Genomic DNA, 18740 nt, shown 5'->3' with positions numbered 1-18740 from the left:
ATGTGGGATTTAAAGCAATTTGAAAATGAACTCGCACAAGCCAATCTAATTAATCAATGTGATCACGCTTTAGAGCGTTATTTAAATAAAAAAGGCATAACGACTTTTTCTTTCACCTATTATGCTTATCATCCAAATTCCGCTAATAAATTAAAATACGACATGAGCTCGGCTAATTTTAAAGACTGGCATAAGCATTATCTTGCTGAACACTATCATGGTATCGATAGTACTCTAAGTTTTGTGTATAACAGCCATTTACCGATTTATTGGGATATCAAACAACAATTAACCCAGGCTATTTCTGCAACGGAGCGGAAAATGCGCTTAGATTCGATTGCTTTTGGTACTAAGGCAGGGCTGTCAATACCTATTCATGGTCCACAGAATAATTTTGCAATTTTACTGCTAGTGCAAATGCAAAATGAGCAGAGCATTCTTCAGCAACAGGGTTTACAGTACGAATTGTTTGTTGCAGCTCATCTTTATTATCATTACATTCAAATTCATCTTCTTAATGAAACACAAGAGAAACAATCATTTCGCTTAACGCAGCGCGAAATTCAATGTTTACTACTTATTGCCAAACATTATTCAGTAAAACAAATGGCACAATTGCTGGAGTTAAGTGAAAGGACAATTAATTTTCATATCCAAAAAATAAATAAAAAACTAGGTACGAAAAATAAATATCAATCGCTGGCAAAGGCTTTAGAAGAGCAATTGCTCACTTTATAACCCCTGTCAAAAATATCAGTGGTTCAGTAATTACCTCTAAAGATAAAATTTGCACAATTAATGACGAAGAGGTGGTTATGAAGACGCACAAATCAATCATGTTATCCGCATTAGCTGTCTTATTTTTTCCTATTGCAGCTAATTCATCACTGACACTCTATACCACTGGATGGTCGATGTATGGTGATAATCCTTACGAGTACGACGGGGCCTATAAAAATGGCCAACCGTATGGCCAATTAAAGTATGTATTCAATCAGGATATGGTCGCCCAATTTAACAATGCAGAGGTAGTAGCTTGGAGTTTTATGCAGGTCTGGAATAGCAAGGATCCTAACCAAGCACAATACCAGATCCCTAATGCCTGGGATGGCTTAATGCATTTTTCTGATCTTTGGGGCGAATTGCCATTTGAAGCTTCCTGGGTATCTTTACCGCCTGAAAGCAATGATTTCTTAATGTTTTGCCGTGCGAATGAAGGGGCTTGTTCGTCAGTGCAAGTCAATGGGAATACCGGTGTAAAGGAGCTATTTACCTACACAGATCAAAAAGGGGTAGGCCAGCTTAATAGTTTTGGTGCTTTTATTAATTCAAACAAGTACGCATCAAAACGGATCATTGCCATAGGCGGTGCAAATACAGTGAGTAATAAAGGGATTAGCAGTTACACGTTCGATGCGATTTTTGCCAATCAAAACAAATTTTTAAATCAATTTAAATCATGGGTGGGGCATTTTAAGAATTTAAAAGGAGTGGATTATGATTTCGAACCGCCTATTAATTTACAAACGGGGGCGCAATTACCTCCTGATACGAAGACGTTGGCCGACTATAAACGGTTGTATGAGCTAGTTAAAGCCAGCCGACAAACTTTAGGGGCTGAGACTTATGTTTCTGTAACTATCACGGTAAATAAAGAGTACTTAGAAGCGATTAATCAGTCGGTGGAGGGGGGCTGGTTTAAGCAAATTTCGCAGTACGCTGACAGCGTTAATTTAATGACTTATGATTTGCATGGTCCTTGGAGTCATGATAGCGATCCTTATACTTCCATTCATGCATATCTTAGGCAACCCGAAACCAGCCGTAAAGATGAATTTGCAATAACTTACGCTACGGACTCGGTCACTGAACAAGTGTTGGCTTATGGAATGCCAAAAGAAAAATTGCAAATCGGTCTTGCAGCTTATGGGCGAGGATTTGCGGGTGTTGAGCAAGGGGAGGATAGCGAGCATCCAGGCTTTGAACAACCCTGGACAGGTGCCAGTCAATTTGCGGCAACCTATACCAATCAGGCAGGAATGCTCCCTTATAAATCAGTCGACAGAGTAATCAAGGAGCTGGGTTACACGCGTTATCTTGTTCATGCACTGGATGTCGAAAATAAATCATTTATTACCGGAGCTTATCTCTATAATTCCTCTAGTAAGCAATTTGTGGGGTATCAGTCTCCGGAAGTCGTTAAATCCGTGTGCGAATTTGTGAAAAAGAAAGGATTGAAAGGAGCAATCATGTGGAGCGCAGATACTGATTTGCCAGTATCCAACTCTAATAGTTTAGTCGCAGCTTATAAGCGTAACTGCAATTAAAAGAGAAGTTGCCTAAATTGCGCCGAACAAAGTATAATAATTGGTCAATTTAAAGTTAATCAGCAAATATGAAATATTTTTTATACCTGTTTTTGATCGTTAGCAGCTTAGTTCATGCGCAAACGCATGTGGTTAAATTGGGTGATACGAAAGTTAGGGTGATAAAATTACACGGCCGGGGCAAAACGTTTGTTCACCTGCATGAGAGTGAATTTACTGCGTTAGCTGCTGCTAAATGTTTTATTAAGCGGGAGGGTGGATCATTGATCACCCTTAAGCACTCCGGCAAACGCAATGTTGAATTTTACTTAAGGGGTGTTCATTACGAGTTTGACCCTAACCGCATTTTTACTGACAAAGGTATAAAAAGGACGCTGAAAAAATATGGACCTTATTCGTTGGCTGCTCATAGAGAGGTCAAAAAGTTGGCGAATAAAATTATTCGATTATTGCCTAAAGGCAAAGTGATTGCTGTGCACAATAATCGGAATTATTCCATCAAAGAGTATTTCCCTAACCGTTCTTTGGCTAAAGATGCGAAAGCCCTCCACTATCGGGCTTTCACGAATCACCGAAATTTTTATTTTGTGACTAAAAAAGAAGATTATGAGCGGCTAAAGCGACTTAATTTCAATGTTGCCCTACAGTCTAACCATGCTCAGGATGATGGATCTCTTTCTTATTATCTTGCCACAAAAAATTACATTAATATCGAATCGGGCTACGGAGAAATGGTAGCCCAGCTTAAAATGTTGCATTATGCCTAAACCGGATTAATGTCTGAATTAGCTTATTTATTCTCTTTCAGCTATGATAAATCGGACAACATGAAGGATTAATCATTATCCAATGGAGGGAGCATTATGCGGTTGCATCAATCAAAAATAAGTCCTGCCTTGATCTTAGCGGCTATCATCACTTGTTTTTTACCACTCATGACCTCTGCTGAAACGGATGATGATACGAATAAACAAGCAGAGTCATTTCAGGCAATTTGCCTTTCATCTTGGATGAAAAGGGTAAGTGACGTGGGCAATATGGCAGGTTATAAAAATTTTGGGGAAAAGTATTGCGCTTGTGCTTTAACCCAACCTTTAGATACTGATGCGGCTGTCGATAAAGCAATTCAAGTTTGTATGTCCCGCACTCTATTGCACAATACGATGGATTCTCTAGAAGAAGAGGTTGGCTTAGATAAAGCTAGTGATAAAGATATAAGCCAATTCTGCCAGGATACTTGGAATCTTATTTATCCCAAAATGACAGACCAAGCAAAAGAAACCGCCACAAATTTTTGTAATTGTTCGCAACCTAAATTAGTGGCACTCCTTAAGAATTCGAGCAACATGACTGATAAAGAATATGACGCTCAAATTGATTCAGTCGCTGCATCTTGTTCTGAATCAATTCAAGGAGGCTAAGTAAATAAAACTCGCATTTAGTCCTGAATGGAAAAATTTATAACAAGGATATATTAGAGAGAGCTACCCCACGTGATCCTTCGCGTAAAAAGACGTGCTTAGGATGATGTACCTGAGGAGTTACCATAATTATTTCAATTGATTAAAAATTTTGTTGTATGCAATTACCCTGTTCGTGCTTTGGGGAAGGTTCCCTCCTCTCTAAAATATGCTAGGATTACCTTAAATTTTCGCAAGAGGATTCCGCAATAGATAAGAATGCAGAACTTTATTACCAAAGCGCATTAGATTTATTACTCCCTACCGAATTGATTAACACGATTGAAGGATTTGCAGTAAGGCTAGGTAAAAAGCATTACTATTTCCGTGGGGGTGATGCTCCATTTAATGATTATTGCTGTGCAAGTATTGCCTTAAATAAGTATTGCATGAATAAAGTGCTAGAAAGAGGAGGAATTCCGGTCCCTAAAGCAACTGTATTGCATGCAAATGAATTTGAAAAAGGTGAGCTTGAGTCAAGAATAGCAGATCTGACCTTCCCTTTAGTTGCAAAGCCCACAAAGAATGGTTACCGAGGCCGTGATGTCCTATGTAATATTCAAAACATCGGGCAATTAAAACGATATCTAGAGAATACTTTCCCATTTTATGAATACCTAAGCATAGAAGAGTTTCACGCTGGGTTAAAGTCTTATCGGGTGCTTGTCTTTAATCAGCGGGTAATTGGAGTCGTCCGCAGATATCCTGCCCATGTGGTTGGTGATGGTAAACACACGATAGAACAATTGGTTAAACGTACCAATGCGCAGCGTGCAAAGCTGAATAATGCCTTGGGAAATATTGTGATCGATGAGGAATGCTATATCAAATTAAATGAATTGAAATTAGGAGTAGATTATATTCCTTCTAAAGACGAGCGAGTCTCTTTAGCTTATACTTGCAACGCGACAAGAGGGGGTACTTTTAAATCGCTTGGAAAGCAAATCTGTAAAGAAAATAGTAAGTTGCTCATCCGCGCTGCAACGATATTAAATTTAGATCTAGTTGGTATTGATGTCGAATGCGAAGATATTAATGTTCCAATTGAAGAATCAAAAGGCGTCATTATTGAGATGAATGTTAATCCTAGTATCAGAATTCATGAAATTCCAATGAGCGGCATTCCTATTCGCGTGACGAAAAAGATCATGCGTAGCCTTATATATCGCCATCCTCTTTCTTACCTGCATGTGCTATATACTAATAAGAAGGTTAATTTTTATACAAAAAGTATTTTTTTTGTAATATTTTTGGGCCTTCTCTATGAATTATTTATCTACTTTGGCTAAGCAATAGGCTCAAAGAGAAAGTGGTAGTATTACAATGGATATAATCAAAGTTTTAGATGCATCATTAAGAGATGGTGGCCATCGAACGAATTTTCATTTTAATGACAAGGACTTAGAAGAAATCTTAAAGTTGCTTGATCAATCAGGTCTTGAATACATTGAAATAGGTTATCGCAACGGTTCTTTGCATCCGATTGAAAATTTAGGCAGGGCTGGACTTTGTGAAAAAGAGTACCTTCTTTTTTGTCGGTCATTAATAAAAAATGCAAAGATTGCAGTCATGGCACACCCTGAAAATGTTAAAAAGCGTGATCTTGAAGAATTAAAAGCGTGCGGAATTACGCTGCTGAGAATTTGCATTGCTAAGGGCCAGGTAGAGTCGGCATATCCTGTTCTTTCTTGGGCGAAGGAGTTAGATTTAGAAACGTCAGCCAATTTAATTCACATGTCTTATTATAAGGAAAATGAATTAGATCAGGCGGTCGAGGTTCTTTCTTGTCATAATCCTAATATGATTTATTTCGCAGATTCAAATGGCAGCATGCTGCCTTCAAGAATACAAGCGATTTATAAAAAATACACTAAACAGTATCCTATTCCTTTTGGATTTCATGCTCATGACAATTTAGGGTTGGCGCAAGCAAATGCTTTAGCTGCTTTGAGTCACGGTGCTCAGTATATCGATGTGTCGCTTGCAGGGATGGGCAAAGGGATAGGTAACCTCAAAACGGAGTTTTTTATCGCTTATTTGCATGCAATAGACATAAAGAAATATAAATTACCAGAAATTTTAGCCGCAGCAAATTACGTCCGCAGCGCCCTAGGGATTGGTCATGAGGGCATTGAGATGGATGAGTTTATTAGAGGGATTTCTGACTTCTCAACAGCGGATCTTAAAATCTATAAAGAAACGTTATAATCGATAAACAACCGCTTCAAATTGAAAATAAAATGAAAAAAATACTAACTCTTGCCCCAGTAATGCCTCAAGAATCTGATATTGAAGACATAGCCAAGACCTTGTCATTTCTTAACTGCGAATTTCAGATTGATTTCGTAGACCCGTTGAGCGTTGCCGACAACCTTCCTAACGAAGGTTACTATCGACTTTGGCAAAACGAATTAGAGAAGCAACTTGTCAATTATGATGCGTTTTTTGGATTCTCTTTTGGTGGGGTTATCCTTCAGCAATGCTTTGTTCTTTTTGAGCAGGTGAAAAAGCCGATTGTCCTATTTTCCACCCCAACTTTTGCTGATGACCAATTGCAGGAAAAATTAGGCAAAGTAATTCGGCTATGCAAAGGAAATCGCGTTGTGGAAGCACTTGAAGGGCTTTATGATCATGTTTTTTTCCCAAATAAGGCACCGCAAATTGATTATCAAAGATATAACCTAGAAATCGCGTCAAAGCGCTTAATTTTTGGGTTGCAGCGTGTTTTAGAGACCGATTCAACAGAGATTCTTAACAATTCAACGGTTGATCATTTGCATTTAATTGGTGAGTTTTCAAATTTGGTTAATAGAAATAACGTCATAACGCCGAAAGTTGGGCGCTTGGTCATTGTTCCTGAAGCGAGCATGAGGGTTCTACAAGATAACCAAGATTATTGTAAGAGTCTCATCTTAGAACAATTAAGTTGTGGAGCTTAGTCCTTGATAAAGATAGCAGTTTTGCCAGGGGATGGTATTGGCGCGGATGTGACAATGGCGGCAATACCTGTTTTTAAAGCACTTGATATCCCAGCGGAATTAAGCTTTGGTGATATTGGTTGGACATTTTGGCAAAAAGAAGGAAATCCAATACCAGAAAGGACGTGGGCGCTTATTAAACAAGCGGATGCAACACTACTTGGTGCAACAACGAGCAAGCCTGAACGAGAGGCCAAGGCTGAATTAGCCATCGAATTAAATCATGCGAAGTTGCATTATGTCTCTCCGATCATACAACTGAGACAGCAATTGGATTTATTCGCAAATGTTAGGCCTTGTTTTAATATAAAAGCGGAAGGTCCAGATTTTAATTTTTGTGTAATCAGGGAAAACACAGAAGGACTATACTCCGGATTTGATTATTATCCCCTTCCCGCAGCGCTTCAAAGTCTGTTACAGGAAAAGCAAGCTTGGCAAGAGACGCCAAATAATGAGATTAGTTGCAGCTTACGCTTGCAAACTAAAAAAGGGTTAACCCGCATTTTTAGGTTCGCTTTCGATTATGCAGTTCGTCATAAGATGACGCGTGTTACTTTAGCGGATAAGCCGAATGTGCTGCGTCAAAGCGGTGCTTTCGCGCGTGAACTGTTTGAATCGGTGGCTAGTGATTATCCTCATATTAAAGCAGATATTTTAAATGTTGATGCAGTAGGGTTATGGTTAGTGAGGCGCCCGGAGGAGTTCGGTGTCATTGTTGCCGAAAATATGTTCGGTGACATTTTGTCCGATGTTGGCGCTGGGGTAATGGGTGGCCTTGGGTTTGCTCCAAGTGCTAACATAGGTCAACACGGTGGTTATTTTGAACCAGTTCATGGGAGTGCCCCGCGAATCAAAGCCCACCGCGCTAATCCAAGTGCAATGTTCCTAACGATTGGTCTTTTGTTGAACCATTTTGGTTATGCAAAACAAGCGGACAAAGTAAAACGGGCAGTAAAGCAAGTAATAAAAGAACGCCGTTTTGTTAGCTATGATCTGGGTGGCCAAAGTACAACTGAAGAGATGGCAAGCGCAATTATTGATTATTGCCTAACAATATAGTTTTTAATGACGAATAAAAATGAACCAATATCAGCGATTACAAGCATTAAGTACGACTGAAGTATCTGACGCATTGGATGCTTGCGGTGTGGAAGGGGCTTTACTCAATATCAAGCCGCTTCTCGCTGGCACTAAATTAATTGGCCCTGCTTATACAATCCAATATTCTCTATATGAGAAAAAACCTAATACATTTAGAGGGGCTGCGGATTACATTGATTCTGTCCCAGCAAAATCCGTGATTGTCATTGATAATAAAGGGCGAAGTGATTGCACAACTTGGGGGGATATTTTAACCCAAGTGGCTATTCATAAAAAAATAGCGGGTACCATCGTACATGGTGCAGTGAGAGATGCCGCTTGTATCCGTGCTGCGAAATACCCTGTGTATTGTGCTGCGGTTTATATGCGTTCGGGGAAAAATCGTGTTTATAAATCAGCGGAGCAATGCCCCTTAATGGTGAATGGTGTCACAATCAATCCGGGTGACTTTATTTTGGGCGATGACGATGGTGTTTTGGTTATCCCCCAACATTTAGTTGATGAGGTGATAAGCAAAGCAGAAAATATACAGGCCACTGAAAGCAAAATTATTACCGCGGTAAAGGCTGGCTCAACGTTAGAGCAGGCGCGCAAGGATTATCGCTATGACCAGCCTTGGCTCAACAAAAGGAAATAGGCTTGAAAGCATTATGCGATTATCAATTCATTGATATTCATTATCACGCATCTCCCGATCTTTATCTCCGACGCCACAATGCATTAGAAGCAGGAAGTCATTACCAAGCGTTAGCAGGTGCCGTGGTGTTAAGAAGCCATTTAGGTTCGACTTCTATACAGGCCACACTTGGTCAAAGACAAGGGCTGCCGGTTTTTCCCTCTGTTGTTTTGAATTCTATTGCAGGAGGAATCAATTACCGGGTAATTCTGCAGGCACTTGCTGAATATCAGCCGCAAATACCATCAAAGCTCATTGTTGATTTTCCAACGATCACTGGCCGTAAATACCAATCTAAATTGACTCGCCAACTAAGTCATGAAAATTTAACTGACCACACCTTGGTGAGTGAGACACTTTTTGATGCGAAATTTAAAATTAAGAAAGAAGCAATAGACATTTTGAAAATGGCTGCTGATTATCCGATTGTCGTATCTACAGGTCATGCGGCAAAAGAGGAAATCGATTGTTTAATTGACGCTTGCATTAAACATCATGTAGCTGCTTTATTGCTAAACCAGCCTGCGAATCCTTTGACAAATTTACAAGCGATGGCGTTAAAGGAAATCACGAAACATGATTTTGTTTGGATTGAGCAAACGACGCTGACTTATTTGCTCGGGCACCAAACAAGAGAGGATTTTATCGAGGTGTTAAGCCATTTACCCAGAGTGATCTATAGTTCTGATTTAGGACAAACAAATCAAATGGATATTAAAACTTGGTTTGATTACTCAACGGCCTTATTTGATGAAATAAGTTTGACGGCCGCACGCAAAGAGGAGCTTTGGCGCAAGAACGCTTTAGCGCTTTTAAGTTGCTAAGTGGTTTAGCTCCTCTGTGGGAAGCCAGAGGAGCTATTGCCAAGACTAAGAGAGCTCCAAATTAACCCCTAACTGGGGATTCGGGAATCCCTCAGTATTTTTGGGCTCTTTTCCCCAAAAAATTGCAGCCCACGTATTTTTAGGGCTTGAATACAAATGATCAGGAACTGTCGTTTCTTTGTTAAGAATGTAATCTCGTGCAAAATTCCCGATTCTATCAATCTGCTCATCGCGAGCGGAGGTATGGTACTCAGAGTCTAAACAGCTTATTTCCTTGTAGTGTTCTTTTACCCTTTCTAGAACCGTTTCGAATTCACCATCGGATGCAAAAAAAGCCTCTTTATTAGTACTTGCTCGGTAAGCGGATAGAAGTTGATCGAGGGTATACTCTGTAACCGTTGATATATTGAAAGTAAACGCTTTTCGAGTGAAGCAAAGAGGGCCTTTGCGGCCATTCTGCTGCTCAGGAATTTTGCTGTTTTCAGCGAGTTGTCCTAATGGGGTAAGCGCTGAATAAATGTTTTTGAATCGTTGAATTCTTTCATCGTCTTCGCCTAAGCCCTTATTTTCAAAGCGAGGTTTCTTATGCGATTGGTTAATCCCCTTCAATAGTGCCACAAAGGGTGAGCATATTGCACCGAGAAGAAGTGCGCCAATCACAGGAGCAACTTTTTTGCCTACTAAAATTAATACCCCAATGGGTAGGGTACTGACTAATGCAATCACATAGCCTAGGCCGCCTATTATTTTTTGGTTTTGGGTGCGTTCATCTCCCGCTAAACCACTAAATAACGGTAGTTCTAGGCTCCCGTTTAATACGGAGCCGGATAAACTAAGCCAAGAGTAAAACGTGTTCGTTAAGAATTTGACTGAGCCAATTCCTACCAACATGAGAAAGCCTAAGCCTGCGCCAATAAAGGCGCCAGGAAAGCCTAAAAGATATTTGGCTTGCCAATGACGCTTATCTTCTTTTTCCAATTGCTTGTAGTTAAATTGCTCGTTATTGACTAAGCCTAAATTGGCGATGGTGGTGAACATTCTAATGCCTGTGTCGATACTATGCGTGACAACTTGACGTAAACCTACGAAGGTGAAACCTATTCCCCCAGAGAGAATACCCAACAGGATGCCAGGAGCACCAAAAACATAAGTATCAAGCTTAGAGCGCTTTTTATTATCTGTCGCTGTTTGAGATAGTTGTGATCGCTCCTGTGCTTCTATTTCCTCAGCGGGCAAGGCTAGTTTAACGAATGCGAAGAAAAATTCTTTAGTGGTTTTCCAGCTTTCGATGAAGATACGCTCAGCAACTGCAATCGCGATAGCTGCAGGGGAAGTAATGCCACCTAAGATAAGTCCGGGAAGGCCTAAACCATAGATGAGGAAAGGACTACGCCCGTCCCGAAGTCCGCGATTGATTTTCTCTTGGCGAACCAGATTAAATGCTGCAGCGTTAAGACTGACAAAGGTAAAAAATGAATTAGTAGCCACACGTCCTAAACCTGCGGCAGAAAATCCTAAGCCGCCAACAATGCCCCCCAAGACAAGGCCTGGCAATCCGAAGCCATATTTCTCTATTTTGGAACGTTGATCTAGAGGTTGGCTAATGTAATTTTTAGGATCCAGTGCTAAATTGGTGACGCGGATAAAGCTGTTTAGTCCGCTGATAAAAGAGTTAGTCACGGTGCGTGCAAGACCAATTGCAGTAAAACCTATTCCCCCTGACACAAGCCCTAACAAAATACCGGGGGCGCCGAAACCATAGGCATTAAGCTTGGAACGTTTTTCTTTTTTACTTTCTTCTACCTGCTCTGATGATTTTCCGAGTTTTTCAGCGGGTAAGGCCAGTTTAACAGCAGCGAAGAACAATTCTTTTGTGGTTTTCCAGCTTTCCTTAGCGATGCGTTCGGTAATAGCAATAGTAATCGCGATGGGAGCCGTAAAACTGCCCAAGATAAGCCCAGGCAGGCCTAAGCCATAGATGAGGAAAGGAGTACGCCCGTTCCTTAATCCGAGATTGATTTTCTCCTGGCGAACTAGATTAAATGCTGCAGCATTAAGGTTGACGAAAGTGAAAAATGAATTGACAGCAATTCGTCCTAAACCTACAGCAAAAAATCCTAAGCGACCAATGAGTGCGCCTAAGAAAAGTCCAGGCAGCCCAAAGCCACATACCTCTAATGTAGAGCGACGATCTTGGATTTGAGGGATCTCATCGGCTGGATCCAGGGCCTTATTCGTGATGAGGATAAACATGTACAATGCACTTATTAATGAATTAATCAGGATACGTGCACACAGAATTCCAACAAATCCTATTCCCCCAGAAATGATCCCAAGCAATAAACCTGGAGCACCAAAACCATAAGTATCAAGTTTAGAGCGCTTGTTTTCTTCCGCACTTTCTTGAGTTGATTCTTCTGGTTTCTTGGCAGGTAAGATTAGGTTAACGATAGCAATGAAAATTTCCTTTGTAGTTTTCCAGCTTTCGATGGCGATGCGCTCAGCGCCGGCGATAGCGATAGCAACAGGGGCTGTAATACTGCCTAAGATGAGCCCGGGAAGGCCTAAGCCATAGATAAGGAAAGGAGTACGCCCGTCCTTTAATCCGCGATTGGTTTTTTCTTGGCGAACGAGATTAAACGCTGAGGCGTTAAGGCCGATGAAACTAAACCATGAGTTAATAGCCACCCGTCCTAAACCGGCAACAGCAAACCCCAAGCCGCCTGCAATGCCGCCCAAGACAATACCTGGAAAGCCGAAGCCATATCGCTTTATTTTGGAGCCTTCTTCTTGAATTTGAGGAAGGCGATCGTTTGGATCGAGAGCCAAATTAGTGACGTGGATGAAACTGAATGCGCCACTTGCAAGGGAGTTAGCCACGATACGGGCAAAAACAATGCCGGCAAAGCCTATACTTCCTGAGAGGACACCCAGTAAGACACCGGGAGCACCGAAACCATAGGCATTAAGCTTGGAGCGTTTTTCCCTTTTGACTTCTTCCATCAGTTCTTGCGCTTCTTCTGGTTGTTCAGCGGGTAAGGCCAGTTTAACAGTAGCGAAGAACAATTCTTTTGTGGTTTTCCAGCTTTCGATGGCGATGCGCTCAGCGCCGGCGATAGCGATAGCAACAGGGGCTGTAATACTGCCTAAGATGAGTCCGGGAAAGCCTAAACCATAGATGAGGAAAGGAGTACGCCCGTCCTTTAATCCGCGATTGGTTTTTTCTTGGCGAACGAGATTAAACGCTGAGGCGTTAAGGCCGATGAAACTAAACCATGAGTTAATAGCCACCCGTCCTAAACTGGCAACGGCAAACCCCAAGCCGCCTGCAATGCCGCCCAAGACAATACCTGGAAAGCCGAAGCCATATCGCTTTATTTTGGAGCCTTCTTCTTGAATTTGAGGAAGGCGATCGTTTGGATCGAGAGCCAAATTAGTGACGTGGATGAAACTGAATGCGCCACTTGCAAGGGAGTTAGCCACGATACGGGCAAAAACAATGCCGGCAAAGCCTATACTTCCTGAGAGGACACCCAGTAAGACACCGGGAGCACCGAAACCATAGGCATTAAGCTTGGAGCGTTTTTCCCTTTTGACTTCTTCCATCAGTTCTTGCGCTTCTTCTGGTTGTTCAGCGGGTAAGGCTAGTTTAACAGTAGCGAAGAACAATTCTTTTGTGGTTTTCCAGCTTTCGATGGCGATGCGCTCAGCGCCGGCGATAGCGATAGCAACAGGGGCTGTAATACTGCCTAAGATGAGCCCGGGGAGACCTAAGCCATAGATGAGGAAAGGAGTACGCCCGTCCTGTAGGCCGCCCTTAAATTTTTCTTGGCGAACGAGATTAAATGCGGAAGCATTAATGCTGATGAAACTAAAAAAGGAGTTAATCACCACCCGTCCAAGACCTGCGGCGGTGAAGCCTACAGCCCCTACGATTCCCCCGAAGACAAGGCCAGGTAGCCCGAAACCGTACTTCTCTATTTTCGAGCGTTCATCTTGATCGAAAAGAAGGTAATCATCTTGATCTAAAGCTAAATTGGTGATTTTGACAAAACTATACTTTCCGCTTTTAAACGAGTTAATTGTAAGCCGTACCAAACTGATTAGCCCCGCTGAAATGGCCCCTAAAGAACCACCGATAATCAATCCTGGAAGACCAAAAATGATGCGGTACCAGGGCATACTTCCTTCAGGGATATTTATTTGTCGTCTAGGTAAGTCAAATAAAGCCAAATTAGTTACGCGTACAAATCCAGCGATAAAAAGTAATACAGAGTTATAGATCAACGGAGCGGCTGTTAGTGCTGCTAACCAACTTACTATTGTCAGAGGGAAAATGGTCAGTGCTATTTGTCCTAATGGATTTAAGTCACTCGGTTTTGGCGGGTTTTTATTTAGTAATTCTTGTTCAATTGGGGCTGTATATTGTGCAATAAGGTTAAAATGGGCTCTGAATGTGTCGCGAATGAAATACGAGCTGATCGCGCCTAGCCGGGCTAATCCCGTGGTCATACTCCAAAATAGGGTGGGCAGAGTGTGTGTCAATTCATCAAGAAGTTCGCCCATGGCCATAAACAAATCTCCCAAGGTAAGCGCTGCTTTCGTCATATTTGTATTGCTGCACAGCAAGAGCGCAAATTTTATATTAAATTTATCTAATTGCCAATTTTGCTGTCTCTTTGATTTTAAAATTTACAATTTAGAAACAACTACAGTGTTTTTTTGTTGCCGGCTATGAACGGATCTTCAGGCGAGTTTAGATTGCTGTTTGTTTAACATGTCCCGAATAACAAGTTCAGCACCGTAATGATTTAAATGGTCGCCATTAAAGTAAAAGGGAAGTTTACCATCGCGGGCAATGCATTTTTGATTATTACAGAGTAAAGAGCGTGGGTCATAAATTTTAACTTGCGGAAAATCTGCTAACAGGTCATCAATGATTTTGTCATAATCAGCAACCCTTTTGGTGTAGTCGGCAAAATCGATCCAACACTCATCCCTAATTTTGGAAGATAATTGAAATGGCCTTATTTTGAAGCAAGATTTAATATTAAAATTGAGATCAGGGATATCTTTTAAAAAAATAATTTTTTTATTTGTTTTAAGGACTTGTGCAAAGAAATGTTTTCCATTTTCTTTAAAGCTTTTTGCTCCTTCTTTATCGATGGCTTTTGCATGACGCCAACGCTCTCCTGTTTCACCAAAACCGCCTGACATTAAGTAGGCCCAATAGCCGGATAAATAGACCTCCTTAATGGTGGAATTTGTTTTAAGAAAAGAAAGGATAGCATCGAATTTTTGCTTGCATTCACCTTGCAAGAAATAACCGCTCGAAAAGGGTAAACAGGAGGTCTGTACAATCATTAAGACAGATTCCTGTGGAAATTGTTTCCACACCGCATTGTAATAATGTGCTGTGTGGGAATCGCCCATAAACAAGATCGTTGGTGCTGATTCTTTGGATAAGCGACAACCTCCATCGAAGTCAAAGTCTTTTAACTCAGGTATTAAATTAGCGCAAAAATAATCCCTACCACTTGGATAGGGGTAATCAATTAAAGTGACTAATTCATTCAAATCATTTAAGTTGCTAAATCTTGATTTGAATCCCTGGTGTGTATAGATGTAAGTACCCATACCCCCCATAAAAGACATTAAGATTAATAACAAAACCGCTTTGAGTTTACTTGAACTGCTGCCAAAGCGAATGGGTTTTTCAATTAGCCGGTAGGTAAGCCAGGCTAATGCGATTGAAATAATAACGGCGGCAATACGAATTTTTTTATTAGGCTTTTCATCTTCAATGATGCGTGCAAACGCCAACAAAGGCCAGTGCCATAAATACAAAGGAAAGCTAATTAGGCCAAACCAAATAAGAATACGGTTAGAGAGAATGACGCGATTTATCCATGCCTGGGAACCAGCGAAAATGATCAACACCGCACCCAGAGTAGGTATTAATGCCCAGAAGCCAGGAAAATCGGCCTTTGTAAACTGATATATGCCATATTCAATGAGCAAGAAGCCTAGCATCGACATAATATGGTTTATCGTTGCTCTATTCGCATTCAATTTTTTAAAAGAGATTTTGTTTAACCAAGTGATTGAGTTTTGACTCAAACCCGCAAAAAAAGTTTGCTTATTCAGTATTAGCCATGCAAGTAAACTCCCGCTTAATAATTCCCAAAAACGGGTTTGTGGGGAATAGAAAACGGCAATAGCGTCTGAGTGCACGTTTTTTAAGTTAAGAATAAATGAAATCAAGGCTATTATGACGATAATTGCAGGCAAATTGATGCGATTCTTCCATGTAACCCATAAAAGCAAAGGCCAAATGATATAGAATTGCTCTTCTATCCCTAAGCTCCATAAATGCAGCAAAGGTTTAGTTTCAGCTGCAGCGTCAAAATAGCCCGATTCATGCCAAAGCAAAAAATTGGAAATAAAGCCAGCCCCACCAGCGATGTGTTTACCGAGTTGAGTGTATTCATCAGGAAGCAACACAAACCACCCTAAAACAATACAGAAACTTAATACAAGCAACAGTGCTGGAAAGATTCGTTTAATTCTCTTTTTATAGAAGTCAATAAAACTGAAGGACTCTCGTTCTAAATTTTCAAACAGTATAGTAGAAATGAGAAACCCAGAAATAACAAAAAAAACATCGACACCAATGAAACCGCCTCTAAACAACTTTGGAAAAGCATGAAAGCCGATTACGGATAAAACGGCGATGGCTCGTAAGCCATCGATGTCTGCACGATATCTTGGGTATATTAACCCATCATTAGTTTTCATAGAAAATTTCTTGTAAGAATAACTCGGTACTTTTCCAGGAACGACGGTCAGCGGTTGAATTATAATGCAAACCCATTTCATCGTCGTTAGCTGTGGGATCAGTAAAAGAATGCGCTGTTTGTCCATACATATGAATCTGCCAATCAGCCTTTCTTTGAGTCATCTCATGGGCAAATTGAAAGACTTCATCAGGTAATACAAGCGGATCATCATAACCATGCAAGACCAGAATTTTTGCCGACATAGGAGTAAGATCAGTGTCTTTGGGAGCAGAAAGAACCCCATGGAAACTGATAACTCCTTTAATATCAATTCCGGTACGTGCGAGATCTAAAACACATAACCCTCCAAAACAATAACCCATAGCAGCAATTTTTTTAGGATCCACTTGAGGTAATGCTGCGACAGTGTTAAAAGCGGCAACCATGCGAGCGGCGAGGCGTTTTCTATCTTGTCTCAAAGGGGTCATCAGCGCTCGTTTCTCCACCTTGTCTTTTCCTAGCTTTGCTTGACCATACATATCGACGGCAAAGCCAACAAAACCCATGTTGGCTAGCTGCTTTGCTTTGTTACAAAAGGCTTCAGCCCGTCCGCCCCAATCATGAACGACGAGAACGCAAGGTTTGGGGTGAACGTTTTTATCATCATAAGCCAAGAAGCCGCGGCATAAGGTTTCATCATCGCTATACTCAATTTCTTCGGTCAGGATCATTTCTTTTCGCTTGTTAAAAATTTTGTACTAACTTTATAGAAAAGTTGAGGTAGGAACAAGCAGCAAAGGTTTAACAATGCTAAGCTGTAATTAGGAATCACAATACGAATAAGAAGGAGAAGTTCAATGGATTATGAGCAACACATCGATAAAAACGGAAACCCCTATTTTGAAGTAAGTACAAGCGATTATAAACTTATCTTAAATCCTTTGCTAAATAAAGGGACTGGTTTTTCGAATAAAGAACGGGAACATTTTAAATTATTTGGTCTCCTACCCCCTGAAGAAAGTACAATCGTTGAGCAGCGCAATCGTTCTTATAAAGCGTTTAAGAGCAAAGAAACCGACCTGGATAAATATATTTATTTGCGCGATTTGCAAGATTCAAACGAGACACTTTATTATAGTTTGCTTTGCGAGCACATCACTGAAATGATGCCTATAGTTTATACGCCTACAGTGGGTGATGCTTGTACGAATTTTAGTCATATTTATAGACGGCCGCGCGGTATATTTGTAGCCTACCCATATCGCGATCGAATCGACCAGATCTTAGCAAACCCCCGATTTGATCAAGTGAAAGCCATTGTGGTATCCGATGGTGAGCGAATTTTAGGATTAGGGGATCAAGGTGCGGGTGGAATGGGAATTCCGATTGGGAAGTTGGCTTTGTATTGTGCTTGTTCAGGAATCCATCCTTCGGCTACTTTGCCCGTTTTATTAGATACCGGGACGAACAATCCTGAATTGATCAAAGATCCGTTATACCTTGGTTGGCGGCATGAGCGCGTACGAGGTAAAGACTATGACGACTTCGTTGATGCTTTTGTCATCGCCCTAAAAAAGCGCTTTCCTCACATTCTCTTACAATGGGAAGATTTTGCTTTACAGAATGCAACACGCTTATTGGAGAAATATCGCGATCAACTTTGTACTTTTAATGATGATGTTCAAGGTACTGCCGCAATTGCTACGGGCACTTTGTTTGCTGCTGTCCAAGTCACAGGAATACCCTTAACAGAACAACGCATTGTTATTTTAGGCGCAGGTACGGCTGGGTGTGGTATTGCCGAGCTTATCGTGCATGCTATGATGGAGGATGGTCTTTCTGAACAAGAAGCAAGGGACCATATTTTTATGGTCGATCGCGATGGGCTTTTAATCGAAGGAATGAAAAATTTACTGCCATTCCAACAAAAACTCCTAAAGTCCAAAGACATTGTTGCTAATTGGCACCTAGAAAATAGTAATATTATCAGCTTGAAAGATGTCATTAAAAATTTGCATCCTAATGCTCTGCTTGGTGTGTCAGGGCAGCCAGGATTATTTACTGAAGATTTAATTCGAGAAATGGCGGCTCACGTAAAACAGCCGATTATCATGCCTTTATCAAACCCCATTACACACAGTGAAGCTAAGCCAAGTGATCTTATGATTTGGACTGATAATCGTGCTGTTATCGGAACAGGAAGCCCTTTTGGCAATATTGTAAAAAATGGCCAGCTATTTAGAGTGGACCAAACCAATAATGTTTATATTTTTCCTGGTATGGGGCTAGGTTTAATTGCTGGAAAAGTGAAAAAAGTGACAGATAAGATGTTTATGGCTGCTGCAAAAGCACTTGCTGATTGTTCCCCGGCGAAGGGTGATCCTAATGCGAATTTATTGCCTCCACTCACTCAAGTAAGGGATATTTCATTTAAAGTTGCTACTGCTGTATTGAAGGAAGCGATTAAGTCCGATTTGGCGGATGATTTATCGGATCAAGAAATCGAAGAATGTATTCAACGCCATGTTTGGAAACCGGAGTATGTTCCCTATATACCCAAAGTTAAAGAGTAAGGACTCACGCTTAAACGGTTAC

At 40.9% G+C, this 18740-nt stretch carries 14 protein-coding genes; 11 read left to right on the top strand and 3 right to left on the bottom strand.

What is annotated here, in order from left to right; all coding sequences use genetic code 11:
- The 10 genes from LMI_RS13050 (at position 1) to LMI_RS13005 (ending at position 9366) form a co-directional block, all read left to right on the top strand.
- Entirely contained in the window at positions 1–738 is a 738-nt protein-coding gene (locus LMI_RS13050; RefSeq protein ID WP_045100179.1) for a helix-turn-helix transcriptional regulator, read from the top strand.
- Positions 739–815: 77 nt separating this feature from the next.
- On the top strand, positions 816–2327 hold the full coding sequence (locus LMI_RS13045; protein WP_045100178.1) for a glycosyl hydrolase family 18 protein: 1512 nt from the start codon (positions 816–818) through the stop codon (positions 2325–2327).
- Positions 2328–2395: 68 nt separating this feature from the next.
- Entirely contained in the window at positions 2396–3094 is a 699-nt protein-coding gene (locus tag LMI_RS13040) for a hypothetical protein (protein ID WP_045100177.1), read from the top strand.
- Positions 3095–3190: 96 nt separating this feature from the next.
- Positions 3191–3748 (top strand): hypothetical protein, encoded by a 558-nt coding sequence (locus LMI_RS13035; protein ID WP_052679581.1) that lies wholly within the window; start codon positions 3191–3193, stop codon positions 3746–3748.
- Positions 3749–4176: 428 nt separating this feature from the next.
- Positions 4177–5076, top strand: a complete 900-nt coding sequence (locus LMI_RS13030) for a UDP-N-acetylmuramyl peptide synthase (protein ID WP_231852164.1) — start codon at positions 4177–4179, stop codon at positions 5074–5076.
- Between the two features lie 34 nt (positions 5077–5110).
- A complete protein-coding gene (locus LMI_RS13025) occupies positions 5111–5995 on the top strand; it encodes a beta/alpha barrel domain-containing protein (RefSeq protein WP_045100175.1) in 885 nt (294 codons plus the stop codon).
- A gap of 32 nt (positions 5996–6027) precedes the next feature.
- Entirely contained in the window at positions 6028–6726 is a 699-nt protein-coding gene (locus tag LMI_RS13020; RefSeq protein ID WP_045100174.1) for a hypothetical protein, read from the top strand.
- A gap of 3 nt (positions 6727–6729) precedes the next feature.
- Complete coding sequence (locus LMI_RS15840) at positions 6730–7824, top strand: isocitrate/isopropylmalate dehydrogenase family protein (protein ID WP_045100173.1); 1095 nt, start codon at positions 6730–6732, stop codon at positions 7822–7824.
- Positions 7825–7843: 19 nt separating this feature from the next.
- Positions 7844–8503, top strand: coding sequence for an RraA family protein (locus tag LMI_RS15835; RefSeq protein ID WP_045100172.1), 660 nt, complete (start codon positions 7844–7846; stop codon positions 8501–8503).
- 2 nt (positions 8504–8505) lie between these two features.
- Positions 8506–9366 (top strand): DUF6282 family protein, encoded by an 861-nt coding sequence (locus LMI_RS13005; protein ID WP_045100171.1) that lies wholly within the window; start codon positions 8506–8508, stop codon positions 9364–9366.
- Between the two features lie 45 nt (positions 9367–9411).
- On the opposite strand, the gene LMI_RS13000 is transcribed toward LMI_RS13005, so the two are convergent.
- The 3 genes from LMI_RS13000 to LMI_RS12990 form a co-directional block, all read right to left on the bottom strand.
- Positions 9412–13974, bottom strand: a complete 4563-nt coding sequence (locus tag LMI_RS13000; RefSeq protein ID WP_144405784.1) for a hypothetical protein — start codon at positions 13972–13974, stop codon at positions 9412–9414.
- Between the two features lie 138 nt (positions 13975–14112).
- The gene (locus LMI_RS12995) at positions 14113–16164 is read right to left on the bottom strand and encodes an acyltransferase family protein (protein WP_045100169.1); all 2052 of its coding nucleotides are present in this window, start codon (positions 16162–16164) and stop codon (positions 14113–14115) included.
- Positions 16154–16876 (bottom strand): dienelactone hydrolase family protein, encoded by a 723-nt coding sequence (locus LMI_RS12990; RefSeq protein WP_045100168.1) that lies wholly within the window; start codon positions 16874–16876, stop codon positions 16154–16156. Before LMI_RS12990 ends, LMI_RS12995 begins: the two co-directional genes overlap by 11 nt.
- 126 nt (positions 16877–17002) lie before the next feature.
- Between LMI_RS12990 and LMI_RS12985 the strand changes: the two genes are divergently transcribed.
- A complete protein-coding gene (locus tag LMI_RS12985) occupies positions 17003–18718 on the top strand; it encodes an NAD-dependent malic enzyme (protein WP_045100167.1) in 1716 nt (571 codons plus the stop codon).
- Positions 18719–18740 lie beyond the last annotated feature (22 nt).

Origin of the sequence: Legionella micdadei (genome assembly GCF_000953635.1) — a bacterium.
GTDB classification, from domain to species: Bacteria; Pseudomonadota; Gammaproteobacteria; order Legionellales; family Legionellaceae; genus Tatlockia; species Tatlockia micdadei.
This window is presented reverse-complemented; position numbering and strand designations above follow the sequence as displayed.

Coding starts and splice junctions, on each gene's coding strand:
- LMI_RS12995 (WP_045100169.1), bottom strand. CDS start 16,164: ATGAAAACTAATGATGGGTTAATATACCCAAGATATCGTGCAGACATC.
- LMI_RS13045 (WP_045100178.1), top strand. CDS start 816: ATGAAGACGCACAAATCAATCATGTTATCCGCATTAGCTGTCTTATTT.
- LMI_RS15835 (WP_045100172.1), top strand. CDS start 7,844: ATGAACCAATATCAGCGATTACAAGCATTAAGTACGACTGAAGTATCT.
- LMI_RS13035 (WP_052679581.1), top strand. CDS start 3,191: ATGCGGTTGCATCAATCAAAAATAAGTCCTGCCTTGATCTTAGCGGCT.
- LMI_RS12985 (WP_045100167.1), top strand. CDS start 17,003: ATGGATTATGAGCAACACATCGATAAAAACGGAAACCCCTATTTTGAA.
- LMI_RS12990 (WP_045100168.1), bottom strand. CDS start 16,876: ATGATCCTGACCGAAGAAATTGAGTATAGCGATGATGAAACCTTATGC.
- LMI_RS13000 (WP_144405784.1), bottom strand. CDS start 13,974: ATGACGAAAGCAGCGCTTACCTTGGGAGATTTGTTTATGGCCATGGGC.
- LMI_RS13040 (WP_045100177.1), top strand. CDS start 2,396: ATGAAATATTTTTTATACCTGTTTTTGATCGTTAGCAGCTTAGTTCAT.
- LMI_RS13020 (WP_045100174.1), top strand. CDS start 6,028: ATGAAAAAAATACTAACTCTTGCCCCAGTAATGCCTCAAGAATCTGAT.
- LMI_RS13050 (WP_045100179.1), top strand. CDS start 1: ATGTGGGATTTAAAGCAATTTGAAAATGAACTCGCACAAGCCAATCTA.
- LMI_RS13025 (WP_045100175.1), top strand. CDS start 5,111: ATGGATATAATCAAAGTTTTAGATGCATCATTAAGAGATGGTGGCCAT.
- LMI_RS13030 (WP_231852164.1), top strand. CDS start 4,177: ATGAATAAAGTGCTAGAAAGAGGAGGAATTCCGGTCCCTAAAGCAACT.